Origin of the sequence: Saccharibacillus sp. WB 17, from assembly GCF_008634075.2 — a bacterium.
Lineage (GTDB): Bacteria > Bacillota > Bacilli > Paenibacillales > Paenibacillaceae > Saccharibacillus > Saccharibacillus brassicae.
In genome coordinates this window covers 84,748-106,088 of record NZ_VPFK02000028.1, presented here as the reverse complement: position 1 = coordinate 106,088, position 21,341 = coordinate 84,748, and the positions used below count along the sequence as shown (strand labels likewise).

23 protein-coding genes are annotated in these 21,341 nt (G+C 61.2%); 18 read left to right on the top strand and 5 right to left on the bottom strand.

Annotated elements, in window-relative coordinates:
- From FTE24_RS15845 to FTE24_RS15815, 7 genes are all read left to right on the top strand, one after another.
- A partial coding sequence (locus tag FTE24_RS15845) for a pentapeptide repeat-containing protein (RefSeq protein WP_160441790.1) occupies positions 1-338 on the top strand: 338 nt, incomplete at its 5' end.
- A 46-nt stretch (positions 339-384) separates the two neighbouring features.
- The gene (locus FTE24_RS15840) at positions 385-843 is read left to right on the top strand and encodes a GNAT family N-acetyltransferase (protein WP_150234159.1); all 459 of its coding nucleotides are present in this window, start codon (positions 385-387) and stop codon (positions 841-843) included.
- On the top strand, positions 840-1,814 hold the full coding sequence (locus tag FTE24_RS15835; protein WP_150234157.1) for an aldo/keto reductase: 975 nt from the start codon (positions 840-842) through the stop codon (positions 1,812-1,814). The genes FTE24_RS15840 and FTE24_RS15835 overlap by 4 nt, the downstream gene beginning before the upstream one ends.
- Positions 1,815-1,865: 51 nt before the next feature.
- Complete coding sequence (locus tag FTE24_RS15830; protein WP_150234156.1) at positions 1,866-3,035, top strand: glycerate kinase; 1,170 nt, start codon at positions 1,866-1,868, stop codon at positions 3,033-3,035.
- 367 nt (positions 3,036-3,402) lie between these two features.
- Positions 3,403-4,590, top strand: a complete 1,188-nt coding sequence (locus FTE24_RS15825) for a glycosyltransferase family 4 protein (RefSeq protein WP_150234154.1) — start codon at positions 3,403-3,405, stop codon at positions 4,588-4,590.
- 91 nt (positions 4,591-4,681) lie between these two features.
- Positions 4,682-5,281 (top strand): TVP38/TMEM64 family protein, encoded by a 600-nt coding sequence (locus FTE24_RS15820; RefSeq protein ID WP_150234152.1) that lies wholly within the window; start codon positions 4,682-4,684, stop codon positions 5,279-5,281.
- Between the two features lie 26 nt (positions 5,282-5,307).
- Positions 5,308-6,351 carry a glycosyltransferase gene (locus FTE24_RS15815; RefSeq protein WP_150234150.1) on the top strand — a complete coding sequence of 348 codons (1,044 nt, stop codon included), beginning with the start codon at positions 5,308-5,310 and terminating at the stop codon, positions 6,349-6,351.
- Between the two features lie 177 nt (positions 6,352-6,528).
- Here FTE24_RS15815 and FTE24_RS15810 read toward each other — a convergent pair whose 3' ends face one another.
- Complete coding sequence (locus FTE24_RS15810) at positions 6,529-7,446, bottom strand: aldo/keto reductase (protein WP_150234148.1); 918 nt, start codon at positions 7,444-7,446, stop codon at positions 6,529-6,531.
- A 212-nt stretch (positions 7,447-7,658) separates the two neighbouring features.
- Positions 7,659-8,588 carry a prenyltransferase gene (locus tag FTE24_RS15805; RefSeq protein ID WP_150234146.1) on the bottom strand — a complete coding sequence of 310 codons (930 nt, stop codon included), beginning with the start codon at positions 8,586-8,588 and terminating at the stop codon, positions 7,659-7,661.
- A gap of 147 nt (positions 8,589-8,735) precedes the next feature.
- Here FTE24_RS15805 and FTE24_RS15800 point away from each other — a divergent pair, with 147 nt between their 5' ends.
- From FTE24_RS15800 to FTE24_RS15785, 4 genes are all read left to right on the top strand, one after another.
- Positions 8,736-8,975, top strand: a complete 240-nt coding sequence (locus tag FTE24_RS15800; protein ID WP_150234144.1) for a hypothetical protein — start codon at positions 8,736-8,738, stop codon at positions 8,973-8,975.
- Positions 8,976-9,115: 140 nt separating this feature from the next.
- Positions 9,116-10,180, top strand: coding sequence for an LLM class flavin-dependent oxidoreductase (locus FTE24_RS15795; protein WP_150234141.1), 1,065 nt, complete (start codon positions 9,116-9,118; stop codon positions 10,178-10,180).
- A gap of 307 nt (positions 10,181-10,487) precedes the next feature.
- Positions 10,488-10,808 carry an ArsR/SmtB family transcription factor gene (locus tag FTE24_RS15790; protein ID WP_150234139.1) on the top strand — a complete coding sequence of 107 codons (321 nt, stop codon included), beginning with the start codon at positions 10,488-10,490 and terminating at the stop codon, positions 10,806-10,808.
- An 89-nt stretch (positions 10,809-10,897) separates the two neighbouring features.
- Positions 10,898-11,398, top strand: a complete 501-nt coding sequence (locus FTE24_RS15785; RefSeq protein WP_150234137.1) for an SRPBCC domain-containing protein — start codon at positions 10,898-10,900, stop codon at positions 11,396-11,398.
- A 62-nt stretch (positions 11,399-11,460) separates the two neighbouring features.
- Here FTE24_RS15785 and FTE24_RS15780 read toward each other — a convergent pair whose 3' ends face one another.
- On the bottom strand, positions 11,461-11,898 hold the full coding sequence (locus FTE24_RS15780; protein WP_150234135.1) for a MarR family winged helix-turn-helix transcriptional regulator: 438 nt from the start codon (positions 11,896-11,898) through the stop codon (positions 11,461-11,463).
- Between the two features lie 119 nt (positions 11,899-12,017).
- Between FTE24_RS15780 and FTE24_RS15775 the strand changes: the two genes are divergently transcribed.
- Positions 12,018-12,605: an NAD(P)H-dependent oxidoreductase gene (locus FTE24_RS15775; protein WP_150234133.1), complete on the top strand. Its 588-nt coding sequence runs from the start codon at positions 12,018-12,020 to the stop codon at positions 12,603-12,605.
- Positions 12,606-12,789: 184 nt separating this feature from the next.
- On the opposite strand, the gene FTE24_RS15770 is transcribed toward FTE24_RS15775, so the two are convergent.
- Entirely contained in the window at positions 12,790-13,968 is a 1,179-nt protein-coding gene (locus tag FTE24_RS15770; protein WP_150234131.1) for a hypothetical protein, read from the bottom strand.
- A 172-nt stretch (positions 13,969-14,140) separates the two neighbouring features.
- Between FTE24_RS15770 and FTE24_RS15765 the strand changes: the two genes are divergently transcribed.
- From FTE24_RS15765 to FTE24_RS15755, 3 genes are all read left to right on the top strand, one after another.
- Positions 14,141-15,157, top strand: coding sequence for an SDR family oxidoreductase (locus FTE24_RS15765; protein WP_150234129.1), 1,017 nt, complete (start codon positions 14,141-14,143; stop codon positions 15,155-15,157).
- A gap of 223 nt (positions 15,158-15,380) precedes the next feature.
- Positions 15,381-16,988 (top strand): histidine kinase N-terminal 7TM domain-containing diguanylate cyclase, encoded by a 1,608-nt coding sequence (locus FTE24_RS15760; RefSeq protein ID WP_160441789.1) that lies wholly within the window; start codon positions 15,381-15,383, stop codon positions 16,986-16,988.
- Between the two features lie 197 nt (positions 16,989-17,185).
- Positions 17,186-17,350: a DUF3934 family protein gene (locus FTE24_RS15755; protein WP_141447643.1), complete on the top strand. Its 165-nt coding sequence runs from the start codon at positions 17,186-17,188 to the stop codon at positions 17,348-17,350.
- A 168-nt stretch (positions 17,351-17,518) separates the two neighbouring features.
- Here FTE24_RS15755 and FTE24_RS15750 read toward each other — a convergent pair whose 3' ends face one another.
- The gene (locus FTE24_RS15750) at positions 17,519-18,364 is read right to left on the bottom strand and encodes a YkgJ family cysteine cluster protein (RefSeq protein WP_150234124.1); all 846 of its coding nucleotides are present in this window, start codon (positions 18,362-18,364) and stop codon (positions 17,519-17,521) included.
- A 183-nt stretch (positions 18,365-18,547) separates the two neighbouring features.
- Here FTE24_RS15750 and FTE24_RS15745 point away from each other — a divergent pair, with 183 nt between their 5' ends.
- The 3 genes from FTE24_RS15745 to FTE24_RS15735 are packed head-to-tail and all read left to right on the top strand — an operon-like array spanning position 18,548 to position 21,166.
- The gene (locus FTE24_RS15745; protein ID WP_150234122.1) at positions 18,548-19,675 is read left to right on the top strand and encodes an NUDIX hydrolase; all 1,128 of its coding nucleotides are present in this window, start codon (positions 18,548-18,550) and stop codon (positions 19,673-19,675) included.
- Complete coding sequence (locus FTE24_RS15740; RefSeq protein ID WP_150234120.1) at positions 19,672-20,238, top strand: NADAR family protein; 567 nt, start codon at positions 19,672-19,674, stop codon at positions 20,236-20,238. Before FTE24_RS15745 ends, FTE24_RS15740 begins: the two co-directional genes overlap by 4 nt.
- Positions 20,231-21,166, top strand: coding sequence for a TIGR02452 family protein (locus tag FTE24_RS15735; protein WP_150234119.1), 936 nt, complete (start codon positions 20,231-20,233; stop codon positions 21,164-21,166). Before FTE24_RS15740 ends, FTE24_RS15735 begins: the two co-directional genes overlap by 8 nt.
- The last annotated feature ends 175 nt before the right edge of the window (positions 21,167-21,341 follow it).

Here is a 21,341-nt window from a genome sequence, read left to right as displayed (position 1 = left end):
GCGGGCGGCAGCACCCGCGCGGGGGCAAGGCCGGCCGCCGGGGCCGCAGGCCGGCTATCGGCCGCGGCGCGGACCTCGTGGGCGCCGATCTGCGCGGCGAGGACCTGCGCGCCGCGAATCTGCGCGGCGCCTACCTGATCGCCGCGAATCTCAGCGGCGCGGACCTGCGCGAAGCGGACCTGATCGGCGCGGATTTCCGCGACGCCGATCTGCGGGGCGCCGACCTGACCGGCGCCCTGTTCCTGACGCAGGTCCAGTTGAACGCGGCCCGGGGGGACGCGTCGACGACCCTGCCGCCGGGCCTTGAGCGCCCGGACCACTGGACGGCGGCGGGCTGAACGCCTGCCGCTTGCCGCGAATCGACGAGAGAAGGAGGCAGGCCCGATGAACGGAATGAAGTTAACGCCGGCCCACGCTTCGGACGTGGAGCGGTTGGCCGAACTGCGCGCGGAAGCGCTGCATGAATCGTTGACGCGGCTGGGCCGCTACGACGAGCGGGGCGTGCGCGAGAGATTCCGCCGTTCGTTCGTGCCGGAGCATACGAAGATTGTGGAACAAGGCGGCGAATTTGCCGGCTGCGTGGCTCTGCGCCCGGAGCCGGAAGGCTACTGGCTGGAGCATTTCTACCTGCGGGGCGGCAGCCGCGGCAGCGGGCTCGGCACGCGGGTGCTGCACGCCGTGCTGGGCGAAGAGCGGGATCGGCGCCTGCCGGTGCGGCTTAACGTGCTGCAGGGCAGTGCGGCCCGCCGCCTGTACGAACGTTTCGGCTTCGAGACCGAAAGCGAAGACGAGATCGACGTCTACCTGATCTTGCATCCCCGAGCGGAGGTGTCCGAAGCATGAAGTTGAATCGGCTCGGCCGCAGCGGCCTGTACGTCTCGGAACTCGGGCTCGGCACCAACGCGTTCGGCAAGCGCGCCGACGAAGAGACGTCGATCCGCGTCATCCATGCGGCGCTGGACGGCGGGATCAACTTTCTCGATACGGCCAATATTTATGCCGGCACGGAATCGGAACGCATCATCGGCAGGGCGCTTGAGGGACGCCGCGACCAGGTCGTGCTCACGACCAAAGCCGGCCTGCCGCGCGGCGAAGGCCCGAACGAGCGCGGTTCGTCGCGCCGCCATCTGCAAAGGGAACTGGAAGACAGCCTCCGGCGCCTGCGCACCGATCATATCGACTTGTACCAGATCCATACGTTCGACCCGGATACGCCGCTCGAAGAGACGCTGCGCGCGCTGGACGACTTCGTCTCCTCCGGCAAAGTGCGCTACGTCGGCGCTTCGAATTATGCCGCGTGGGAATTCATGAAGGCGCTCGGCATCAGCGAGCGGGAAGGCTTCGTCCGCTACATATCGAGCCAGACGAGCTATTCGCTGGCGGACCGTACGCCGGAGCGCGAACTGATCCCGATGTGTCTCGATCAGGGCGTGGGCGTCATTCCGTATTTCCCGCTTGCGGGCGGCATTCTGAGCGGCAAATACGGCGAAGGTACGCCGGCTCCGGCCGGTTCCCGTGCCGAGACCGATCCCAATTTCCGCCGTTTCCTGCACGAACGGTATGTGCGATTGGGCCGCGACGTGTCCGCGCTTGCGGCGGAAGCGTCGACCACGCCGAGCACGCTGGCGCTATCATGGCTGCTGCGCCGTCCGGCCGTGTCGACCGTGATCGTCGGCGCGACGCGTCCGCAGCAGGTGGAAGACAATCTGGAGAGCGTCCGGCTGCGGCCGGACGCGAAGCTGCTGGCGAAGCTCGACGAGATCAGCGAGCCGTTCCGCTCCGGCGAACCGTTCGCGGTATACCGCCTGAATTGACCGGGATCTCCGGCATGACCGACTTCAGGATCGAGAACGGAGCGTGATTCCATGCACGGCCATACGTTTCTGCTTGCGCCGGATTCTTTTAAGGGAAGCATGACAGCCAAAGAAGTCTGTCTCGCGATGGAGACGGGACTGCGCCGGGTCTACCCGGACGCCCGCTATATCCACGTCCCGATGGCGGACGGCGGCGAAGGCACGGTGCAGTCGCTGGTCGACGCGTCGGGCGGCACGCTGCACGAGCGGGAAGTGACCGGTCCGCTCGGCGCGCCGGTGACGGCAAGCTTCGGCCTGCTCGGCGACGGGCAGACGGCGGCGATCGAGATGGCGTCGGCAAGCGGGATCCGGTTCGTTGACGAGCATACGAAAAATCCGCTGATCGCGACCACTTACGGTACGGGCGAACTGATCCGCGCGTGTCTGGACCTCGGCGTCCGGAAGATTCTGATCGGCCTCGGCGGCAGCGCCACCAACGACGGGGGAGCGGGCATGGCCGAAGCGCTCGGCGTGAAATTCCGGGATGCGAACGGGCAGGAGATTCGCCGCGGCGGCGGCGGTCTGGCCGAGCTGCGGTCGATCGACACGTCGGGACTCGATCCGCGGCTCGGGCAGGTCGAAATCGTCGTCGCCTGCGACGTGAACAATCCGCTGTGCGGCGCGCAGGGCGCATCGCATGTGTTCGGCCCGCAAAAAGGCGCCGCGCCGGATGTGGTCGAGACGCTTGACGCCAATCTGTCCCGTTACGCCGACGTGATCGCGCGGCAGCTCGGCCGCGACGTCCGCGACGTGCCGGGAGCGGGCGCGGCCGGTGGCCTCGGCGCGGGACTGCTCGCGTTCACCCGGTCCGGGCTGCGCCGCGGCGTCGACATCGTGCTCGATTATAACCGGTTCGAGCGCCAAGCGGCTGAAGCCGATCTCGTGTTCACCGGCGAAGGCGGAATCGATGTCCAGACCCGGTTCGGCAAAACGCCGTACGGCGTCGCCCGGGCTTCCCGCCGGGCCGGCAAAAAAGTGATCGCGATCGCCGGCTTCGTCGGCGACGGGATCGAGAGCTTGTACGACGAAGGCATCGACGCGGTGTTCGGCATCGTGCCGGGCGCCGCGCGGCTGCCCGACCTGCTGGCCGCCGGCCCGGAGAATGTGGCCCGGACGTGCGAGAATATCGCGCGGGTGCTGAAGCTCTCCGGTTGGAACAGTCGGCAGGAGCCGCCGATTTAACGCAAAAGCCGAAGCCGACCGCTTCGGCTTTTGCGCATGGAATCGGTTCGTTCGTGAAGCCTTCGCGTAACAGGTATACTTGTTTGTGGAAAGGTCGCCCCGAGTATTTATTCGCGTGTGCGCGATTGGGCGAAACGCCGAGCGCGGGAGCACGTAATCCCCGTAGACACTCCCGCGCGACATTCGATGCAGGGCCCGGATCGTTCCCCGGCGTCCATGAAGCAGCGGCACGAGACAAAGCGGAAGTTTGTTAACAATTGTTTAGCATTGTTTAATCTGCAATTCGAATGTATTTTAAACATAGAGCTTACAATAACAGAATCCGCATTCCCACCGATCAAAATTCTATCGAAATCGAGGGACAGGTATGAAAATTTTGATTACGACCGAATGTTACCGACCGATCATCAACGGCGTCGTTACCTCGGTGGTCAATTTGCAAAACGAACTGGAGAAGAACGGGCACGAGGTTCGCATCCTGACCCTGTCGCCGGACGGCCGTTCGTTCACCGAAGGCGGCGTCACCCATATCGGCTCCGTGGGCGCGCTCTACCCGGGCGTTCGCACCGCGCTGCGCGTACATCGAAGAGAGCTGCGCGAGCTGCTCGACTGGAAACCGGACGTTATTCATTCGCAGTGCGAATTCAGTACGTTCCGCATGGCCAGATACATAGCGGGAGCGCTGAAGATCCCGATCGTTCATACGTACCATACGGTGTACGAAGACTACACCCATTATTTCTCGCCCAGCCGCACGTGGGGACGCGCGGCGGTCGCGCTGTTCACCCGCCGCACGCTGAAGCATGTGGAGAGCGTCGTCGCCCCTACGCAGAAAGTCCGCAGTCTGCTGCAAAGTTACGGCGTGCCCGGCGATATCCAGGTCGTGCCGACCGGCGTGGACCTAAGCCAGTTTCAGGCCGAACTGCCTGCGGAACGTCGCCTGCTTCTTAGAAAAAGCCTCGGTCTGGCCGAAGAAGATCGGGTACTGGTGTCTGTCGGACGGTTGGCCAAAGAGAAAAACCTCGAAGAAATCCTGCGCTTCGTCTCACGCTGTCCCCATCCGCGGCTGAAGCTGCTGATCGTCGGAGACGGCCCGAACCGGCAGGCGCTGGAACGGCGCGCGGACGAGCTCGGCTTGCGCGAGCGGATCGTGTTCGCGGGCATGGTCCAGCCGGAACAAGTCGCGAATTATTATAAGCTGGGCGACCTGTTCGTCAGCGCTTCGAACAGCGAGACGCAGGGCTTGACCTACATCGAAGCAATGGCTTCGGGCGTGCCGGTACTGTGCCGCCGGGACGACTGCCTCAACGGCGTCGTCGACAGCGGCGTCAACGGTTGGCAGTACGAGACGTTCGAGCAGTTCGAAGCGTCGCTCGCGACGGCGCTCGATCGGCCGGGACTGCTGGCGGAGCTCGGCGGGAACGCCCGCAAGCTTGCGCTGGAACGCTACTCGTCTTCCGCTTTCGGCGACAGCGCGGAGCAGATCTATCTCCGGGCCGCCGCGAGCTACAGCCCGGCCGCCGGCCGGGCGCCTCTCATGGCGGCGCTCAAATAAAGGTCATCCAAGCCTTGGCAGGCGAGCAGCCCAACAGCCGGATCACCCGGCGGCTTCCGGATTCCATACTGACAGATCGGAGGGAACGACTTTGAAGTCTTTCTCGATGCGCTACATGATGAACGCTACGACCGCCGCGGGCCTGGCCGCCTGCGCGGCCTGCATCGTTTACGGATTCTATGCGGGCCTATTCAGTTCCCAGGCTTCGCTGGAAGCTTTTCTGACGGGTTTTGGCGTCTGGGCGCCGCTGATCTTCGTCGTCTTCCAGGCCGTGCAGGTCGTCATTCCGATTCTGCCCGGCGGTATCGGCTGCGTCGGCGGCATTCTGATCTTCGGGCCGCTGGCCGGATTCCTCTACAATTACGTCGGCATCTGCCTCGGCTCGCTTGCGGCGTTCCTGCTGGCGCGAAGATACGGCCGTCCGATTCTGGACAGCATGTTCAGTCCGAAGCTGCTCGCCAAATACAAACACTGGACGGAAGGCCGGCGCTTCAACAATTTGTTCGCCGTCGGCATCTTCATGCCGGTCGCGCCGGACGATTTCCTCTGCTATCTGGCCGGAACGACGAAGATGACGCTGCGCCGCTTCACGACGATTATCCTGCTCGGCAAGCCGCTGGCGATCGCCGCCTACAGCTTCGGCCTGAGCGCGGCGATTACGTGGGCCGCCAGATTGTTCGGGATGGCTTGAACGTGAAGAAGGGAAGGACAACGAACATGAAAATACTGCTCTATGCCGGATCGCTCGATACGGTCAGCCGAAGCGGGGTCGGCGAAGCCGTGCGCCATCAGCGCGAAGCGCTGGAAAGGCTCGGCGTCGCGTACACGATGGACGAACGGGAAGATTACGACGTCGTCCATCTGAACACCATTTTCCCCGATTCGCTGCGCATGGCGCGAAGAGCGAAGCGGCAGGGCAAAAAGGTCGTGTACCATGCCCATTCCACGATGGAAGACTTCCGCAATTCGTTTATCGGCTCCAATCTGGCCGCTCCCTTGTTCAAACGCTGGATCATGCGCTGCTACCGCAGCGCGGACCTGCTGATCACGCCGACCGATTATGCCAGAGGCCTGCTGCTCGCGTACGGCCTGACCGGCCCGATCGTCAGCTTGTCGAACGGGGTGGACAGTGCCTTCTTCGCGCCGGACGCCGAAGCCGGGCTCCGGTTCCGCGAGCGGTACGGAATCGCCGCCGACACCAAAGTGGTTTTGTCGGTCGGGCATTATATCGAGCGCAAAGGCGTGCTGGACTTCGTGGAACTGGCCCGCCGGATGCCGGACCACGAATTTTACTGGTTCGGCCACACGCCGCTGTACATGATCCCGCCGAAGATTCGCCAAGCCGTCGAGACGAAGCTGCCGAACCTGCATTTTCCCGGCTACGTGAACCGGACCGAACTGCGCGACGCCTACTGCGGCAGCGACCTGTTCCTGTTCGCCACGCACGAGGAGACGGAAGGCATCGTGCTGCTGGAAGCGCTGGCCGCCGAAATTCCGGTCCTCGTGCGCGATCTGCCGATCTATGCGGATTGGCTGCGCGACGGCGAGACCGTGTACAAAGCGCGGAGCCTGGAGACGTTCGAGCGCGGCATACGCGGGATCACGCAGCGCACGCTGCCGGATCTGACGGGTAATGGCCGCGAGCTTGCGCTCGGCCTCGACCTCGACGCCGTCGGACGGCGGTTGGTCGAGCTGTACGGCAGGGCGCTGCATGGCGAACCGGAGCCGCCGCGGGCCAAAGTGCTGCGCACCGACGGGTAACGGCCGTCGAATCGGCCGCCGCCGCTCCCGCAAGCCGGCACGAAGCGTTACCTACCAAAAAGCCCTGTCGTCGCTCGGGAGTATCCGCGGATACCCCCGAAGCGTACGAACAGGGCTTTTTGCGCCGAAAATAAGGCGTTAATCGTTAATCGTTAATCGTTAATCTTTAGCCTGAAGTTAAGGCAGTTTGTTGCCCGCCGCGCGGTAGATGGCGTACCATTCTTCGCGGGACAGCTTCACTTCGCCGGCTTTAATGCAGTCTTTGATGCGCTGCACGTTCATCGTGCCTGTCACCGGCTGCATGTTGGCCGGGTGGCGCAGCAGCCACGCGATCGCGATCGTCGTGTTGCTGACGCCGTGCGCTTCGGCCACGTTGTTGATTTCCGCGTTCAATTCCGGGAACTTGTCGTTGTCGAGGAACACGCCTTCGAAGAATCCGTATTGGAACGGCGACCACGGCTGGATCGTGATATCGTTCAGGCGGCAGTAGTCGAGAATGCTGCCGTCGCGGTCGACCGATTCGTCGATCAGCATGTTGACGTTGACGCCGTTGGAGATCATGTTGGCGTTCGTGATGCTGAGCTGGAGCTGATTGGCGACCAGCGGCTGCTTCACGTATTTTTTGAGCAGATCGATCTGCATCGGTTTTTGGTTGGATACGCCGAAGTGGCGCACTTTGCCCGAAGCTTCCAGCTTGTCGAACGCTTCCGCCACTTCTTCCGGCTCGACGAGGGCGTCGGGACGGTGCAGCAGCAGGATGTCGAGGTAATCGGTGTTCAGTCGTTGCAGGATGCCGTCGACGGAAGACAGGATATGCTCTTTGGAGAAATCGAACTGTCCCTGACGGATGCCGCATTTGGATTGAAGGATCAGGTTCTCGCGTACGGACGGGCTCATATGTACCGCTTCGGCGAAAATCTCTTCGCACTTGCCGCCGCCGTAAATGTCCGCATGGTCGAAGAAGTTCGCGCCTTCGTCGAGTGCCGTTTGCACGAAGGTTTCCGCTTCTTTTTTGTCCAGGGAATCGATTCTCATGCAGCCGACAGCGACTACCGGTACGTCAAGATTGCTGCTTCCGAGCTTGATTGTTCTCATCAGGTCTTTCCTCCTTGTATTGGACGAAGGTCCGATTCAACGGAACCCCCGCTGCTGTATGAATGGACGACATGGGAACAGCACTGTTCAGCACTGCCCGTTACTTGAAAACATATCAATTGTGGCATAAAAATAAAACGTTTTCAAGGTATAAAAGCCACCCTGCGATTTTCGGGGCGAAGCTTAGGCAGACCTTGTCCCTTGGACCGGATTCAGTGGAAAATACCGAGCCCGATCGCCAGAATCATCGCGGTGAGCAGCATCTTTTTCTCGCACGCCGTCACGGCTGCCGCGTCCTGCACGTCCACCCGGGCCAGCCAATAGACCGACAGCGCCGCAGCCGCCAGCACGATACCCGCGGCGAGCGTCCGGCCCGTTCCGGCGAACCAGAGCGCGGATACGCCGATCAGGGCGAAATAGGCGACGGCCGGCAGACGGGCGAACGCGGGGCCGAACCGGTCGGCGGCCCAGACGACGCTGGTCCGCTTGACGGGGGAAGCGCCGCGGTCGGCCTCCAGATCGGGAATATGGTGCACCATTACCCAGGATATGCAGTACATGGCGTTGATCCACGCATTTTGCACGGCCCACAGCGGCAGATCGTCCAGCAGCAGCCACGCTCCGCCCAGTCCCAGCGCGAAAGTGGACGGAAACGTGCTCAGCCACTCCCCGGCAAAAGGAACGTACGACAGCCGAAGCGGAGCCGCGGAGTAGGAGACGGCGCCCCAGATTCCGATGACCAGCAGCACGGCAAGCCGAATCTGCCCCATTGCGGCGAGCGCCACCGCGCCAATCAGCAGTACGGCCGTCAGCCCGAAGCCGAAACGTCCCAGCGCTTCCGGCGAGATGCGTCCGTTCTGAATGACCCGGCTGCCGCCGGACAGCAGGGCGGGACTGCGTTCGTCCGTGCCGGACCGGTAATCGGTATAATCGTTGAGCGCATGCGTCAGCAGGCCGTGGATCAGCAGACAGCCGACGAGCAGCAGCGCCGCCGCGGTCAGTACCCGGTCGGTCGGCACCGCCGGATCGGCAAACAGCGGATAGACGCCGGAGAAAATAATGACGACGCTCGAAGCGATGACAGCGGCCGGCCGCATAAGCAGCAGTCCGTTTTTGAGGACGGCCGCGGCGGAGTTTGGCAAAGGTCCAGCTCCTTTCGAGAGAGGATTCCCTCCTTATATAACACCCGTTCGAAAAGCAGAACCAGTCCGGCCGATTCGAAGCGGTATGAAACCTTTTATCCAGTTTTGGGTTACATATTAAGTATCAAATGGAAAAGGAGTGAGGATATGTCGATCGAATCGTTTTGGCTTTTTTTGCCGGGAATCGCTTTGATCCTGCTGGGTGCTTTTTATTTGAGAAAAGGATCGATGCCGAGGATGGAGCCTTACCGCAAAGACGAACCATGGGACCGAAACGACGCTGCTGCCCGCGAGAAAACGGGCAACCTCGCCGCCGGCGTCGCTTTTCTGATCGCGGGCCTCGTTCTGATTCTCTTTTTCGCGACCGTTCCTGCCCTGATTCCGTGAAGATTGAACCGATTTTTAAAACAAGACTTGAAATCTCCGGAGAAAAAGCCGATAATGAGTATATAAAATAATTATAGTTACTTACTTTAATAAATATATTTAGCCTTCGACTCGGCGGCTCATCAAAAGGAGATTCAATCATGGAAATCGGCATCAGTACATTTGTGGAAACGACCCCTGCGGACGGCACCGGCCCGACGATCAGTCACGCGGAGCGCATTCGCCAGGTGGTGGAAGAGATCGTGCTCGCGGACCAGGTCGGCCTCGACGTGTTCGGCGTGGGCGAGCATCACCGGATCGATTATGCGGCGTCCGCGCCTGCGGTCATTCTGGCCGCGGCGGCGGCGCGCACCGAGAAGATCCGCCTGACGAGCGCGGTGACGGTGCTGTCTTCGGCCGATCCGGTCCGCGTGTTCCAGGACTTCTCGACGGTGGACGCGGTCTCGAACGGCCGCGCGGAGATCATGGCGGGCCGCGGGTCGTTCATCGAGTCGTTCCCGCTGTTCGGGTACGATCTGAACGATTACGACGATCTGTTCGACGAGAAGCTGGAACTGCTGCTCAAGATCCAGCAATCGGAGATCGTCGACTGGAAAGGCGGACACCGTCCGGCGATCAAGGGCCGGGGCGTCTACCCGCGTCCGGTACAGGAGAAGCTGCCTGTCTGGATCGGCAGCGGCGGCAACCAGGAATCCGTCGTGCGCGCCGGCCTGCTCAACCTGCCGTTGGTGCTTGCGATCATCGGCGGACGTCCGAGCCAGTTCGCGCCGCTCGTCGACCTGTACAAGCGCGCCGCCGAGCACGGCGGGAACGACGCTTCCCTGCTTCCGGTCGCTTCGCATTCGCACGGCTTCGTCGGCGAGACCGACGACGAAGCCGCGGACAAGTTCTTCCCGTCGATGCGCTACGCGATGACGGTGCTCGGCAAAGAGCGCGGTTGGGGCCCGTATACCCGCCAGGGCTACGACGCTTTGCGCGGTCCGGAAGGCGCCCTGTACGTCGGCAGCCCGGAGACGGTTGCGAAGAAGATCATCGATCTGCGCAAAAAGGTCGGCATCACGCGCTTCATGCTGCATACGCCGGTCGGCACGATGGGCAATCACGAAGACGTGATGCGTTCGGTCGAGCTGCTCGGCACGAAGGTCGCTCCGATCGTGCGCGAAGAGATCGCGGCTTGGGAAGCGGCGGGACAACCGGCCGAGTAAAGAGGCCGCACGGGATAACAGGATTTGCGAGTCGGGAAGGTCCGCGCCGGAGGGCGCGGGCCTTTTTTGTCGTTGGTCGTTGGGGATTGTGCCGACGAGCGGATCTGGAAGATTGAAAAGAGGAAATCGAAAAGTAAGAAATCGAAAAGAGAAATCAAAAAGAGAACCGAATATTCCTTTACAGGAATATTCGGTTGGGTTATACTGAAGCCGACACAAGACGCAGAGCGGAGAGAGGTGATCTTGCGCGGGCCCGCTTCGGGCGAAAGTAGACAGAAGCCGGATCGAGGGGCCGCGCAGAGACGGTATGGATGAAGGGAATACGGAGTTGTTCGGCGCGTTGGCGGAACCGGGCCGCATGCGGATCGTCTCGCTGCTGCGCGGCGGGCCGCTCAGCGTGGGCGAGATCGCGCAGCGATTGGACATGCGCCAGCCGCAGGCTTCCAAGCACCTGAAGGTGCTTCAGCAGGCGGGCGTGGTCGAGGTGCGGGCCGAAGCGAATCGCAGGCATTACGGGCTGCGGCCCGAGCCTTTTCGCGACCTGGAAGATTGGCTGGCGGGCTACCGCGAGCTGTGGGAAGAACGGTTCGACCGGCTGGACGCGTACCTGCGCGACATGCCGGACTGATCGGCAGCACGGGAACGGGACTTCGGGCCGATGCCCGGGGCAGGCTTGGAATTTGCATTCAAATTCAGCTTTTCGAGGAGGACCACGACATGACCGACCGCATGATCGTAAGAGTCGAAGGCCGCGAATTCATTATGGAACGGATCTTCAAGGCACCGCGCGAGAAAGTGTTTGCCGCCTTCACCCAGTGCGAACACCTGACGCATTGGTGGGGACCGCGAGGCTGGGAACTGACCGCGTGCACGCTCGATTTTCGCCCGGAAGGTGTCTGGCATTACTGCATGACGTGCAAAGACAAGAATCAGGGCGAGTTTTTCGGGATGGAATCGTGGGGCAAAGGGGTATACCGGTCGATCGACGCGCCGAACTCGTTCGTCTACACCGATTATTTTTCCGACGCCGACGGCGCGATCAATGAAGACCTTCCTCCGTCCGACACGACGCTCGTTTTCGAAGAGATCGAAGGCGGCACGAAGCTGGTCTCGCGCACGCTGTACGACTCCGAACAATCGCTGCAGACCGTCGTCGAGATGGGCATGGAGCACGGCATCCGCGAGACGTGGGACCGGCTGGAAGAGTATTTGGCCTAAGCGGCGGCTGCCTGCGGATATAATAGGGATTAATGAGCAAGAACTAATAAGCCCACTGCGGGTTACTTGGGCGTTTCGAATACCGTATCGCGAAGAAGATCGAGCGCCTGCTCGATCTTTTTGGTTTCTTCCGCTGACAGGCCCTGAACGCGCTGTTCGAAGCGCTGCTGCTCCCGCGCGAATATGCGGCTGATAAGAGCCTGCCCCGCTTCGGACAAACGGAACATCTGGCGCCGGCGATCGGTTTCGTCCGCGTCTTTTTCGCACAAGCCTTTCTCTAGCAGCTTGCGCAGTTCCCGGCTCGTATTGGGCAGCGATTGATTGACACAGTCCGCAATCTCGCTTGGGGTGACGGGCTGGGTGAACATCATATATTCCAGAATTTTGTATTGTACGTACGTGATGTCTTCGTCTTTTATGCCCCGCGTCATCTCATGCGTGACTTCATGCACGGCAGATGCAAACGAGACGACTTTTTGAAATAAAGCACTATGGTCCATGTTCTCACCTCTCTTCTTAACATAGCAAAAAACTTATCTATAAACAATTATCATTTGACAAGTATAAACTTGACGTGTTATCTTTTTGTTATCAAATGATAACGAAAAGGGGAACACACATGAACATGCTGTTGATCTACGCGCATCCCAATCACCAGAGCCTGAGTTACTCCTTTATGCAGCAGGTGCTGCGCGGCGGAGGCGAGAACCAGGGCGTCAAGGAAGTTCGCGTGCTCGATCTGTACGAAGAAGGCTTCGACCCGGTGTTGGTGTTTAACGAAGACAAGCGCCGGCGCGACATGCATATCGATCCCGAACTTTCGCGGCATCGCGAGCTGCTCATGTGGGCGGACAAAATCGTGCTGATCTATCCGATCTGGTGGGGACGCCCGCCCGCGATGATGCTGGGCTTCGTCGACCGGATGTTCGCGTCCAAGTTCGCCTATCTCGACAAAGGCGGCCTGATGCCGGAAGGACTCATGAAAGGCAAATCCGTCGTCTGCATCTCCGTCATGAAAGGACCGACCGGCTATTTGCGCCTCGTCATGGGCAACGCCCATCAGGTACTCATGCGCCGGGCGCTGTTCGGATACGTCGGCATCAAAAAAGTGAAGTTTTTCGAATTCGGCGGCATGGAAAGTCCCAAAGGCAAGCATGCGCAGAAGCTGGACAAAGTCTACAAGTATTTCCGGGCCGTGGCTCAGTGAGTCTGGCTGTCTGTCCCGGTACACAGCCCGATATTTCGGAAAAGTTGACACTATGACCACATATTCGCACATCGCAAAAAAAAGGAACGGCTCATAAGCCGTTCCTTTTCTTTTCCTGCCCTTGTCGGAAAAATCGAGTAGAGCGCCGCTCGCCCCATCCGCTTTTTTCCCAACTTCGTCTCGCTTAAAATTTCCCCGGCATCTTTTTCACCACCGCTTCGGACAGGTCGTTGCCGGTCATCCACATATGGTTGTAGCCGATGCGCAGCGCCTGATACGTCTTGGCGTAGTTGGCGTTGTGATACGAATCGATCGCCGTGATCACATGCGCGCCGTGCATGGCGTTCGCCTGGTACGTCATCGTCTTGTCGAGCGGCAGACGGTTGACCTGGAACGCGGTAATCTTGGCGACGAAATCGCCGAGATCGGCTTTGGCGGCTTTGCTGCCCGCTTCGTTACCGGCAAGCGTCGCAGCCAGATACAGCTGGTAATCTTTGATGTGGCGGTTCCACTGTTCGTTGAACGTTTTGGCGGCGCCGGCCCCGAACAGGCTGCGGTGCACCGCGGTCAAAGCGGCCGTGTTTTTATCCAGCGCGGCTTTGGCGTTGGCGTAATCCGGCGCTTTGTCGTGCGCTTTCTGAAGCACGAGGATCGACAGGATCGCGTGCTCGCCGAGTCCTTGTCCCATCTGCTGACGCAGGTAGGCGGCATCCGTCTGGGTCGACGTTCCTTTGAACTTGGCCGGGAACTGCTTCACGACGGCGGTCGCCATCATGGCGCCGATCGTCGAAGTGCGGGCATAGGCGTTATGCGCAGCCGTGTACGCGGTTCCGTATTTGCCGGAAACGTAGCCGTCGAACGATTGCAGCAGATACTGCTCGTGGACGAGCAGGTTTTGTTCGAGCGTCTTGCGGTCGAGGTGTGGATTGAGATTGTTGAGCACCGCGGCCATGGAAGCCGCGTTTTTCTTCAGTTCCGACGTGGCCTGTTTGCGGGCGGCGTCGTTCTTGGAGCGGGTCGCGTCAACGTAGTTCATCAGCAGCGCGATATGGTTATCCCAGCCTGTGCGGAACGTTTGGGCGGCGCTTTTGCCGTAGAGGTCCGACACCATCATGGCCATCGTGTTCGAGTTGGCGTTGAGCAAGTTCATCGCTTCCGAGGCGTCTTTGGCTTGGTTAAATCGTTTTTGCATGGCTATAACCGTGTAGTAGGCATGTTCGCCGTGCACTTTGGCCATCGTCGTGCGCAGATCGGAGGCCGGCGTCTTCGTGGTAGGCGCCGAAGCGCCGAAAGCGGTTGCGGGCAAAGCGGTCAGAACGAGACAAAGCATCAACAAAAGAAAGGGACGAAGCGGTTTTCTCATAGATGCAGCTCCTTTTCTGTGTAGTGGGCTTCACGCTTACCTTTAAAGAAAATTTTTCCTGTTGAATCACCTCAATGGAAATTTGTGTTCGCCTTGCGGGCATGCTATCCTAAAGGCCGTAAAGTGGAAAAAAACGGGCAAGTCTATCTTTTTTCAAAACGGAGGGGAAAATATGAAAGCGCTATTTATCGGAGGAACGGGCACGATCAGCACAGAGATTACGAAGCTTCTGCTTGCGCAGGGGCATGACCTGTATTTGCTGAACCGGGGCAGCCGCAACGCGGAACTGCCGGAAGGCGCGCATCTGCTGCAGGGCGACATCAACGACGAAGCCGAAGCGGCCAAGCTGATCGCGGACCTGGAGTTCGACGTGGTCGCGCAGTTCATCGCATTCGTGCCGGGGCAGGTCGAGCGCGACTACCGTCTGTTCAAAGGGAAGACGAAGCAGTATCTGTTCATCAGCTCGGCGTCCGCCTACCAGTCGCCGCCGGCGGATTACCGGATCACCGAGAGTACGCCGCTTGCGAATCCGTACTGGGAATACTCGCGCAACAAGATCGCCTGCGAAGAATACCTGATGCAGCGGTACCGCGAAGACGGCTTCCCGGTGACGATCGTCCGTCCGAGCCATACGTACAGCGAACGTTCGGTGCCGGTCGGCGTACACGGCAGCAAAGGGCCGTGGCAGGTGCTCAAGCGGATGCAGGAAGGCAAGCCGGTGCTCGTGCACGGAGACGGCACGTCGCTCTGGACGGTTACGCACAGCCGCGACTTCGCCAAAGGCTTCGTCGGGCTTATGGGCAATATTCACGCGATCGGCGATGCGGTGCATATCACGTCCGACGAATCGGTCACGTGGAACCAGATTCACGAGATCGTCGCGTCGGCGCTCGGGGTGGAGCCGAACCTGCTGCATGCGCCGTCGGCGTTCCTCGACGCGTGCAGCGGCGAAGACTACCGCGGCAGCCTGCTCGGCGACAAAGCCAATACGGTCGTATTCGACAACTCGAAGCTCAAGCGGCTCGTGCCGGAATTCGTCGCGACGACGCGGGCGGACCAGGGGCTGCGCGAAGCGGTGGCGTACATGCTGTCGCATCCGGAAGCGCAGCAGGAAGATCCCGAATTCGATGCCTGGAGCGATAAAGTGGCGGCGGCGCTGGAACGGGCCGTGGCCGAGATCAAAGGCTGAAACAAAGTTCGGCCCGGCCGCTTCGCGGATTTTCCGCGAAGCGGCTTTTTGATTGCAGGCCGCGCGGCCCCGTAAGCTTCCGCATGAACCGGCCGCTATCCAACTAATGGTTGGGCACAATCAGCTAAACTGCTATATAATAAAAAGAATTGCGCAAGAATACCCAGTCCCTATAGTCCGTTTGACCGAAAGCGATCCTATCTTCCAGATGGAGCAGGTGAACATGGCCCAGCCGTTATTCGTATACGTATCGATCATCATGATGGGCGGGATGCTGAGCCTTTTTCTCGCGGTTTATGCCCTGCTCCGATTCAAGCATGCGCCAGGCGGCCGATATTACGTGTTGGCCGCGCTTATGGCTTCTATTTTGGCGTTCGGATACGCGTTCGAACTGACCAGCGACACGCTGGAACAGATCAAATTCTGGATCGGCATCGAATATTTCTCCCTGCCTTTCCTGCCGGTGTTTACGCTGCTGATGTGCGTGGAATACGCGGGCATCCGGCTCGGCAATTGGAAAAAGCGCATGCTGTACCTCATCCCGCTGCTGACTTTCGTGATTCAGCATACGAACGATCTGCATTATTTGTACTATACGTCGATCGGCCTGCGGGCGGACGCGCCGTTCCCGATCGTCGAACTCGGCCGCGGGCCGTGGTATGCCGTCCATACGCTCTATTTGTACGGCTGCCTGGCGCTCTCGATCTTCGCGCTGTCGACGCGCATGCGCCGGAGCGGCCGCCGTTTCCGCCTGCAGATGCTGGCGATGGCCGCGGGGTTGCTCGTGCCGGTCGCGGGCAATCTGTATTACCTCGCAGGGCTCAGTCCGTACGGCATCGACCTCGGGCCGGTCTTTATCAGCTTCTCGTTCGTGTTCCACAGCATGGCCGTGTTCCGTTTCCGCATGTTCGACGTGGCGCCGATCGCGCGCGACCTCGTGTTCGAGAATATGGAAGACGGCGTGCTCGTCCTGAATGCGCAGAACGTCATGGTCGATTACAACGCCGCCATGTTGAAGCTTGCTCCCGGCTTGAACAGCCGCCTGATCGGGCGTCCGGCCGAGGAAGTGCTGGCCGAGCGTCCGCAGATCGCGCAGAGCGTAGTCGACGGCCGGGAATGTGATCTGCGGCTCGGCGGGGACGAAGACGGGATTTACGTGCATCTTCGGTTCTCGCCGATCCGCGACCGCGAAGGGCAGCGCTCCGGCAGCATCGTCACGTTCGTCAACATTACCGAACGGGTCGAGATGGAAAAAGAACTCAAGCGGCTCGCCAATACCGACGGCCTCACCGGGCTGTTCAACAAAAACGCCCTGATCGAGCGGGCCGAGCGGGGACTGCGCGAAGCTTCGCGGAATGGCGGGTCCGCCGCGGTCGTCATGTTCGACGTCGATCACTTCAAGCGCGTCAACGATACGTTCGGCCACGAAGCGGGCGACCGGGTCCTGTCCGGCGTGGCGGAGATCATCCGCTCGATCATCGAACCCGAAGACGTCGCCGGCCGCTACGGCGGGGACGAATTCGTCCTGTACCTGCCGGACACCGGCGCACAAGAAGCGTGCGCCCGGGCCGAGCGTATTCGCGCCGCCGTGGCGGCGCTTGCGATCGACGTCGTCGGCCACGGCGTGAGAGTCACGTCCAGCTTCGGCGTCGCGCAGCTTCCGGCGGAAGCGCTGTCCGATCCCACGCCTGCCGACGTCTGCATGCAGACGCTGATGCGCAAAGCCGACCAGGCGCTGTACGAGTCCAAGCAGCTCGGCCGCAACCGCGTCAGCCTGTACGCGGACGAAGTCCGCGGGACGGACGCCGCCCGGTTGGAAGGGGCGGAGTGAGCGGGCTCCCCAAACGGCCGCTCAATCGCTCCACACCGCCGACGCCCATAAATTTATGTTGCGGCTAAACGGCGATTCTCCCTTGTGCCGGAGCCTCGTCTAACGTACGATAGAACGACAGACGTCCATGCGCATCGGAACGGCCGATAGATCGGTACGGCGGGAGGCGAGGGACGCGAAAGCGAGGCGAACCAATCATGGCAAGCAAGAAGGGCGGCACGGGCCGCGGTACCGGCAAGAAAGGCTGGACCCGCTGGCAAAAAGCGGAGAACCGCAAGAAGAACGCACCCAAACCTTACAAGACCAAGGGAACCAAAGACACCGAAGCGAAACCCGAAACCGGCGGAGCAAACGGCGAGTAGGCGGAAGTTTCCGGCCGCAGCCGATGAAGATACAGTCGGCGCAGCAGCGCGGGCAGCAAGAAAAGACCGTTTTCCACGACCATCTGAGAGATGGCGGGGAAAGCGGTCTTTTTGATGGTTTTTTTCGACGGGGATTCGGGATTGGCGCTGCATGTACAAGGCCGATATTCAGTTCGCCGACGAGCCGTGCGCCGCCATCCGCGCGTTGTGCTCGGCGAGCGGCAGGTCGAAATTGTCGCGATTGCCGAGCTGCGTCGTCTGTCCGCTGCCGTGCCGGCCATACAGGACAAGCCAGTAGAAAATCGGATACTGGCGCAGCGGATTCCGCTTCGGCCCGACGCGCACGTCGGCCAGTTCCTCGTAGCGGGGCCAGAGATCCGCGACGTTCGGCGTGATCTTGCGGTGCGCGCGTCCGCCTTCGATATGTTCGCACACGCGCTCGGTTCTCAGCCGTTCACGCCAGCTGCCGTAGAACGTATGCGAGCTGCCGTGCGTCCGGCACAGAAACGGGCGCGCCGGATACACCCGGCATCGTCCCGTCGCCCGGTCGAGCAGCGGACAGGGGAAACTGTTGCGTCCCGCATGGTGGCGAATCGCGTCCAGTTCGCCTTGGCGGTCGGCCGTGTGCGTCAGCGACGCATGCAGGTCGGGATTTTCGCTCTGAAGCGCCAGCAGGTTCTCTTCGGCGCGTTCGAACGCTTCGCGGACTTCGTCTTTGCTCCAGTGTCGTTCCATGTAGACGAGCAGCAGTTCGAATTCGACTTGGGACACGGGAAAATAGTCGGAGCAGCATGAGCTGCATCCTTCGTGGCAGGGGGGCTGCTTGGGACTGCCCGCCCGGTAGTCCGCGATCGTGACTTCGACGTCACCGTACAAGCGGGTCATCTGCACCGCCCGGCTGTCGGCCGAGGCCGTCTTGTGGCAGAGACGCATTTTGCGTCCGCTGCCGCAAAAACACGGTGCGTTCTCATCCGGAGCCAGCTGCGGCGTGTGCGCTTCCGGCGTATTCGGCATGCGGGTTTCACTTCCTCGAAGTTGGATTCTTTTCCCATTATACGCTTTATGCCGCACGGTTGACAAAAAAGGGCCATTCTTTTATTGTTGATAGTAACTTTTAGATAATATCAAAATGTGACGAACGAAATGCTTGCCGTGATAGACGGACGCAGGCGGAAGACGACGCGGAGGTGCACAGGCATGACGGAAGAACGGGCGGAAGGAAACGGTTCGGGAAAAGAAGACGGCCGCGACCACGTGAAGCGTAACGATACAGGGCAGCGAAACGATACAGGCAGCGACGGCGGAAAAAGAGACAAAAGCGGCGAAGACGCGGACAAACGCAGTCCCGGGACGTCGCGCGACGCCGACGGCCGGACGGAAGCGGAGTTTCTCGCCGCGTACGACGTCGGCGATTACGAGCGGCCTTCGGTGGCGGCGGATATGGTCATTTTCACGGTGGCGGGCGACAAAGAAGCGAATTACCGCAAGCTGCCCAAGCGTTCGCTGCGCGTGCTGCTCATTCGCCGGGGCGGGCATCCCTACTTGGGCAGCTGGGCGCTGCCGGGCGGATTCGTCCGCCCGAACGAGACGGCCGATCAGGCGGCGGCCCGGGAGCTGCGCGAAGAGACGGGCGTGGACCGCGTCTATCTGGAGCAGCTGCACACGTTCAGCGACGTGGGGCGCGATCCGCGTACCTGGGTCATGAGCTGCGCCTATATGGCGCTCGTCGACAGCCGCGGTCTGGACGTGCGCGCCGGCGACGATGCCGATCGCGCCGCCTGGTTCGAGCTGACGTACCGGCTGCAAGGCGACAGTCGGGAGCGGCTGGGCGGCGGCGTGGTGCATACGCGGCGCTATGAGCTGCGGCTGACGTCCGTCGGGGCGGACAGCAGCGAAGCAGAAGCGCGTCGCGGGAACGGGCCGGACGGGCCGGAGAGCACGGACGAAGCCGACGTGATCGAATTGACCGCGCTCGTGGAGCGCCGGCTTACCCGCACGAACGGGGCTTCGATCGACGAGTACCGGATCGCGGACAATGACGGTCTGGCATTCGACCATGCGAAGATGATCGCGATGGCGATCGAGCGGCTGCGGATGCGCGTCGAACGCGACGAGCTGGCGCTGCATCTGATGCCCGAGCGGTTCACGCTGACGCAGCTGCAGCAGGTCTACGAAGCGATTCTGGACCGCGAACTGCTCAAAGCGGCTTTCCGCCGCAAAGCGGAGCCGCTCGTGGAGAAAACGGACGAATATACGGAACATGCGGGTCACCGGCCGTCGAGATTGTATCGGCGCAGCCGCGAAGAATGGGGAGATTACCGATGAATTACGAGCTGAACGAACTGCGCCGGGCGCACAAAGCCGGGCAGCGGTTCAAATATTTGTTTTTCTGGGGACATACGCCCAAGCGGCCGGGCACGATCGACGCCAGCTGCCTGAGCCAGTGGTGGCCGAGCGCTTTTACGGTCGACGGCACCGAATATGTCTGCGCGGAGCAGTACATGATGGCGGAGAAAGCGCGGTTGTTCCGGGACGAAGAGACGCGCCAGCGCATTTTGCGGGCCGGACATCCAAAGCGTATGAAAGAGTTGGGCCGGGAAGTCCGGAACTTCGACGACGCCGTCTGGAAAAAAGAAGCGTACGGCATCGTCCGGCGCGCGAGCACGGAAAAGTTCCGGCAGAACGCCGAGCTGTGGGCTTTTCTCCGCAATACCCAAAACCGCGTGCTGGTCGAAGCCAGCCCGAGAGACCGGATCTGGGGCATCGGTCTCGGCAAAGACCATCCCGATGTGGAAGACCCGTCCGCATGGCGCGGAACGAATCTGCTCGGTTTTGCGCTGAGCGAAGCGCGGGATACGTTATTGAAGGAGGAAGTTCAAGATGAATGAACGGACGCAGGGACAGGCAGGCGGCAGCCGGGAAAAAGCGCGCGACCGCATGCGGCGAACCGCCGCCGGGACGGTGGAGATCGCCCGCAGCGGCGTGTACGCCTACCGCGGACAGACGATCGATATTCGCGCAGCGCAGCGGCTGAGCGAAGAGAACAGTCGGCTTATCACGCCGGAACGCGGCGCGGAAATCGTGCGCACGCTGGCCGGCCGCAGCGGCAGCCTGCGCACGGACTACCGCGTCGTCAACGAATCGGCCGTGAAAACGGTGCGGGAGTTGGCGGTGGCCGAAGCCGGGCGGGGCGATGCGGGGCGCGATGTGGAGGCAGGCGAAGCGGCCATAGCTGGAGCGGGCCGTATCGGGCTGCTGAATTTTGCCAGCGCCAAAAATCCGGGCGGCGGCTTCTTGAACGGGGCGACGGCGCAGGAAGAGAATCTGGCGATTTCGAGCGGCCTGTATCTGTCGCAGTTGCGAAACGCCGGTTACTACGACGCCAATCGGGCCTGCGGCTCGATGATGTATACGCATCATGCGATTTATTCGCCGGACGTCGTCTTTTTCCGCGACGAGCGGTTCGAACTCTCGCCTCCAATCTGCGCGTCGATCCTGACGCTGCCGGCCGTCAACTACGGCCAGGTGCTGCTCAAGGGAGAAGATGCCGACCAAGCCAAAGTCGTCATGCTGGAACGCATGCGCCTGGCGCTGGCGATCTTCGCCGAACGCGGCGACCGGACGATCGTGCTCGGCGCCTACGGCTGCGGCGTGTTCCGCAACGACCCGGCGGAAGTCGCTTCCTGGTGGCGCCGCCTGCTGGACGGCGAAGGCTGGTCCGCGCACTTCGAACAAGTCGTGTTCGCCGTACTGGACCGTTCGCAAGACGGCCGCACCCTCCGGCCGTTCGAGCGCATCTGGGGCCGCGCGCTCTGAGCGAGGCCGGCGCCGCGCAGCGGGCGGCTTCGAGCGGGGACACATCGCGGAACGCCGCGACACGCCGCGCAAAGCCAAAAGAAGAGGAAATAAGTGCAAGAAAGCACTTATTTCCTCTTCTTTGCGAGCTCGCCGCAAATAACTGCGTGAGAACACTTATTTGCCGCTTTCCTTG

Bases quoted from the DNA above. Each gene is read 5' to 3' on its own strand.
- FTE24_RS15785 (WP_150234137.1), top strand. From the start codon at position 10,898: ATGACCGACCGCATGATCGTAAGAGTCGAAGGCCGCGAATTCATTATG.
- FTE24_RS15780 (WP_150234135.1), bottom strand. From the start codon at position 11,898: ATGGACCATAGTGCTTTATTTCAAAAAGTCGTCTCGTTTGCATCTGCC.
- FTE24_RS15830 (WP_150234156.1), top strand. From the start codon at position 1,866: ATGCACGGCCATACGTTTCTGCTTGCGCCGGATTCTTTTAAGGGAAGC.
- FTE24_RS15750 (WP_150234124.1), bottom strand. From the start codon at position 18,364: ATGCCGAATACGCCGGAAGCGCACACGCCGCAGCTGGCTCCGGATGAG.
- FTE24_RS15840 (WP_150234159.1), top strand. From the start codon at position 385: ATGAACGGAATGAAGTTAACGCCGGCCCACGCTTCGGACGTGGAGCGG.
- FTE24_RS15775 (WP_150234133.1), top strand. From the start codon at position 12,018: ATGAACATGCTGTTGATCTACGCGCATCCCAATCACCAGAGCCTGAGT.
- FTE24_RS15825 (WP_150234154.1), top strand. From the start codon at position 3,403: ATGAAAATTTTGATTACGACCGAATGTTACCGACCGATCATCAACGGC.
- FTE24_RS15790 (WP_150234139.1), top strand. From the start codon at position 10,488: ATGGATGAAGGGAATACGGAGTTGTTCGGCGCGTTGGCGGAACCGGGC.
- FTE24_RS15770 (WP_150234131.1), bottom strand. From the start codon at position 13,968: ATGAGAAAACCGCTTCGTCCCTTTCTTTTGTTGATGCTTTGTCTCGTT.
- FTE24_RS15795 (WP_150234141.1), top strand. From the start codon at position 9,116: ATGGAAATCGGCATCAGTACATTTGTGGAAACGACCCCTGCGGACGGC.
- FTE24_RS15735 (WP_150234119.1), top strand. From the start codon at position 20,231: ATGAATGAACGGACGCAGGGACAGGCAGGCGGCAGCCGGGAAAAAGCG.
- FTE24_RS15765 (WP_150234129.1), top strand. From the start codon at position 14,141: ATGAAAGCGCTATTTATCGGAGGAACGGGCACGATCAGCACAGAGATT.
- FTE24_RS15810 (WP_150234148.1), bottom strand. From the start codon at position 7,446: ATGAGAACAATCAAGCTCGGAAGCAGCAATCTTGACGTACCGGTAGTC.
- FTE24_RS15800 (WP_150234144.1), top strand. From the start codon at position 8,736: ATGTCGATCGAATCGTTTTGGCTTTTTTTGCCGGGAATCGCTTTGATC.
- FTE24_RS15835 (WP_150234157.1), top strand. From the start codon at position 840: ATGAAGTTGAATCGGCTCGGCCGCAGCGGCCTGTACGTCTCGGAACTC.
- FTE24_RS15760 (WP_160441789.1), top strand. From the start codon at position 15,381: ATGGCCCAGCCGTTATTCGTATACGTATCGATCATCATGATGGGCGGG.
- FTE24_RS15745 (WP_150234122.1), top strand. From the start codon at position 18,548: ATGACGGAAGAACGGGCGGAAGGAAACGGTTCGGGAAAAGAAGACGGC.
- FTE24_RS15740 (WP_150234120.1), top strand. From the start codon at position 19,672: ATGAATTACGAGCTGAACGAACTGCGCCGGGCGCACAAAGCCGGGCAG.
- FTE24_RS15755 (WP_141447643.1), top strand. From the start codon at position 17,186: ATGGCAAGCAAGAAGGGCGGCACGGGCCGCGGTACCGGCAAGAAAGGC.
- FTE24_RS15815 (WP_150234150.1), top strand. From the start codon at position 5,308: ATGAAAATACTGCTCTATGCCGGATCGCTCGATACGGTCAGCCGAAGC.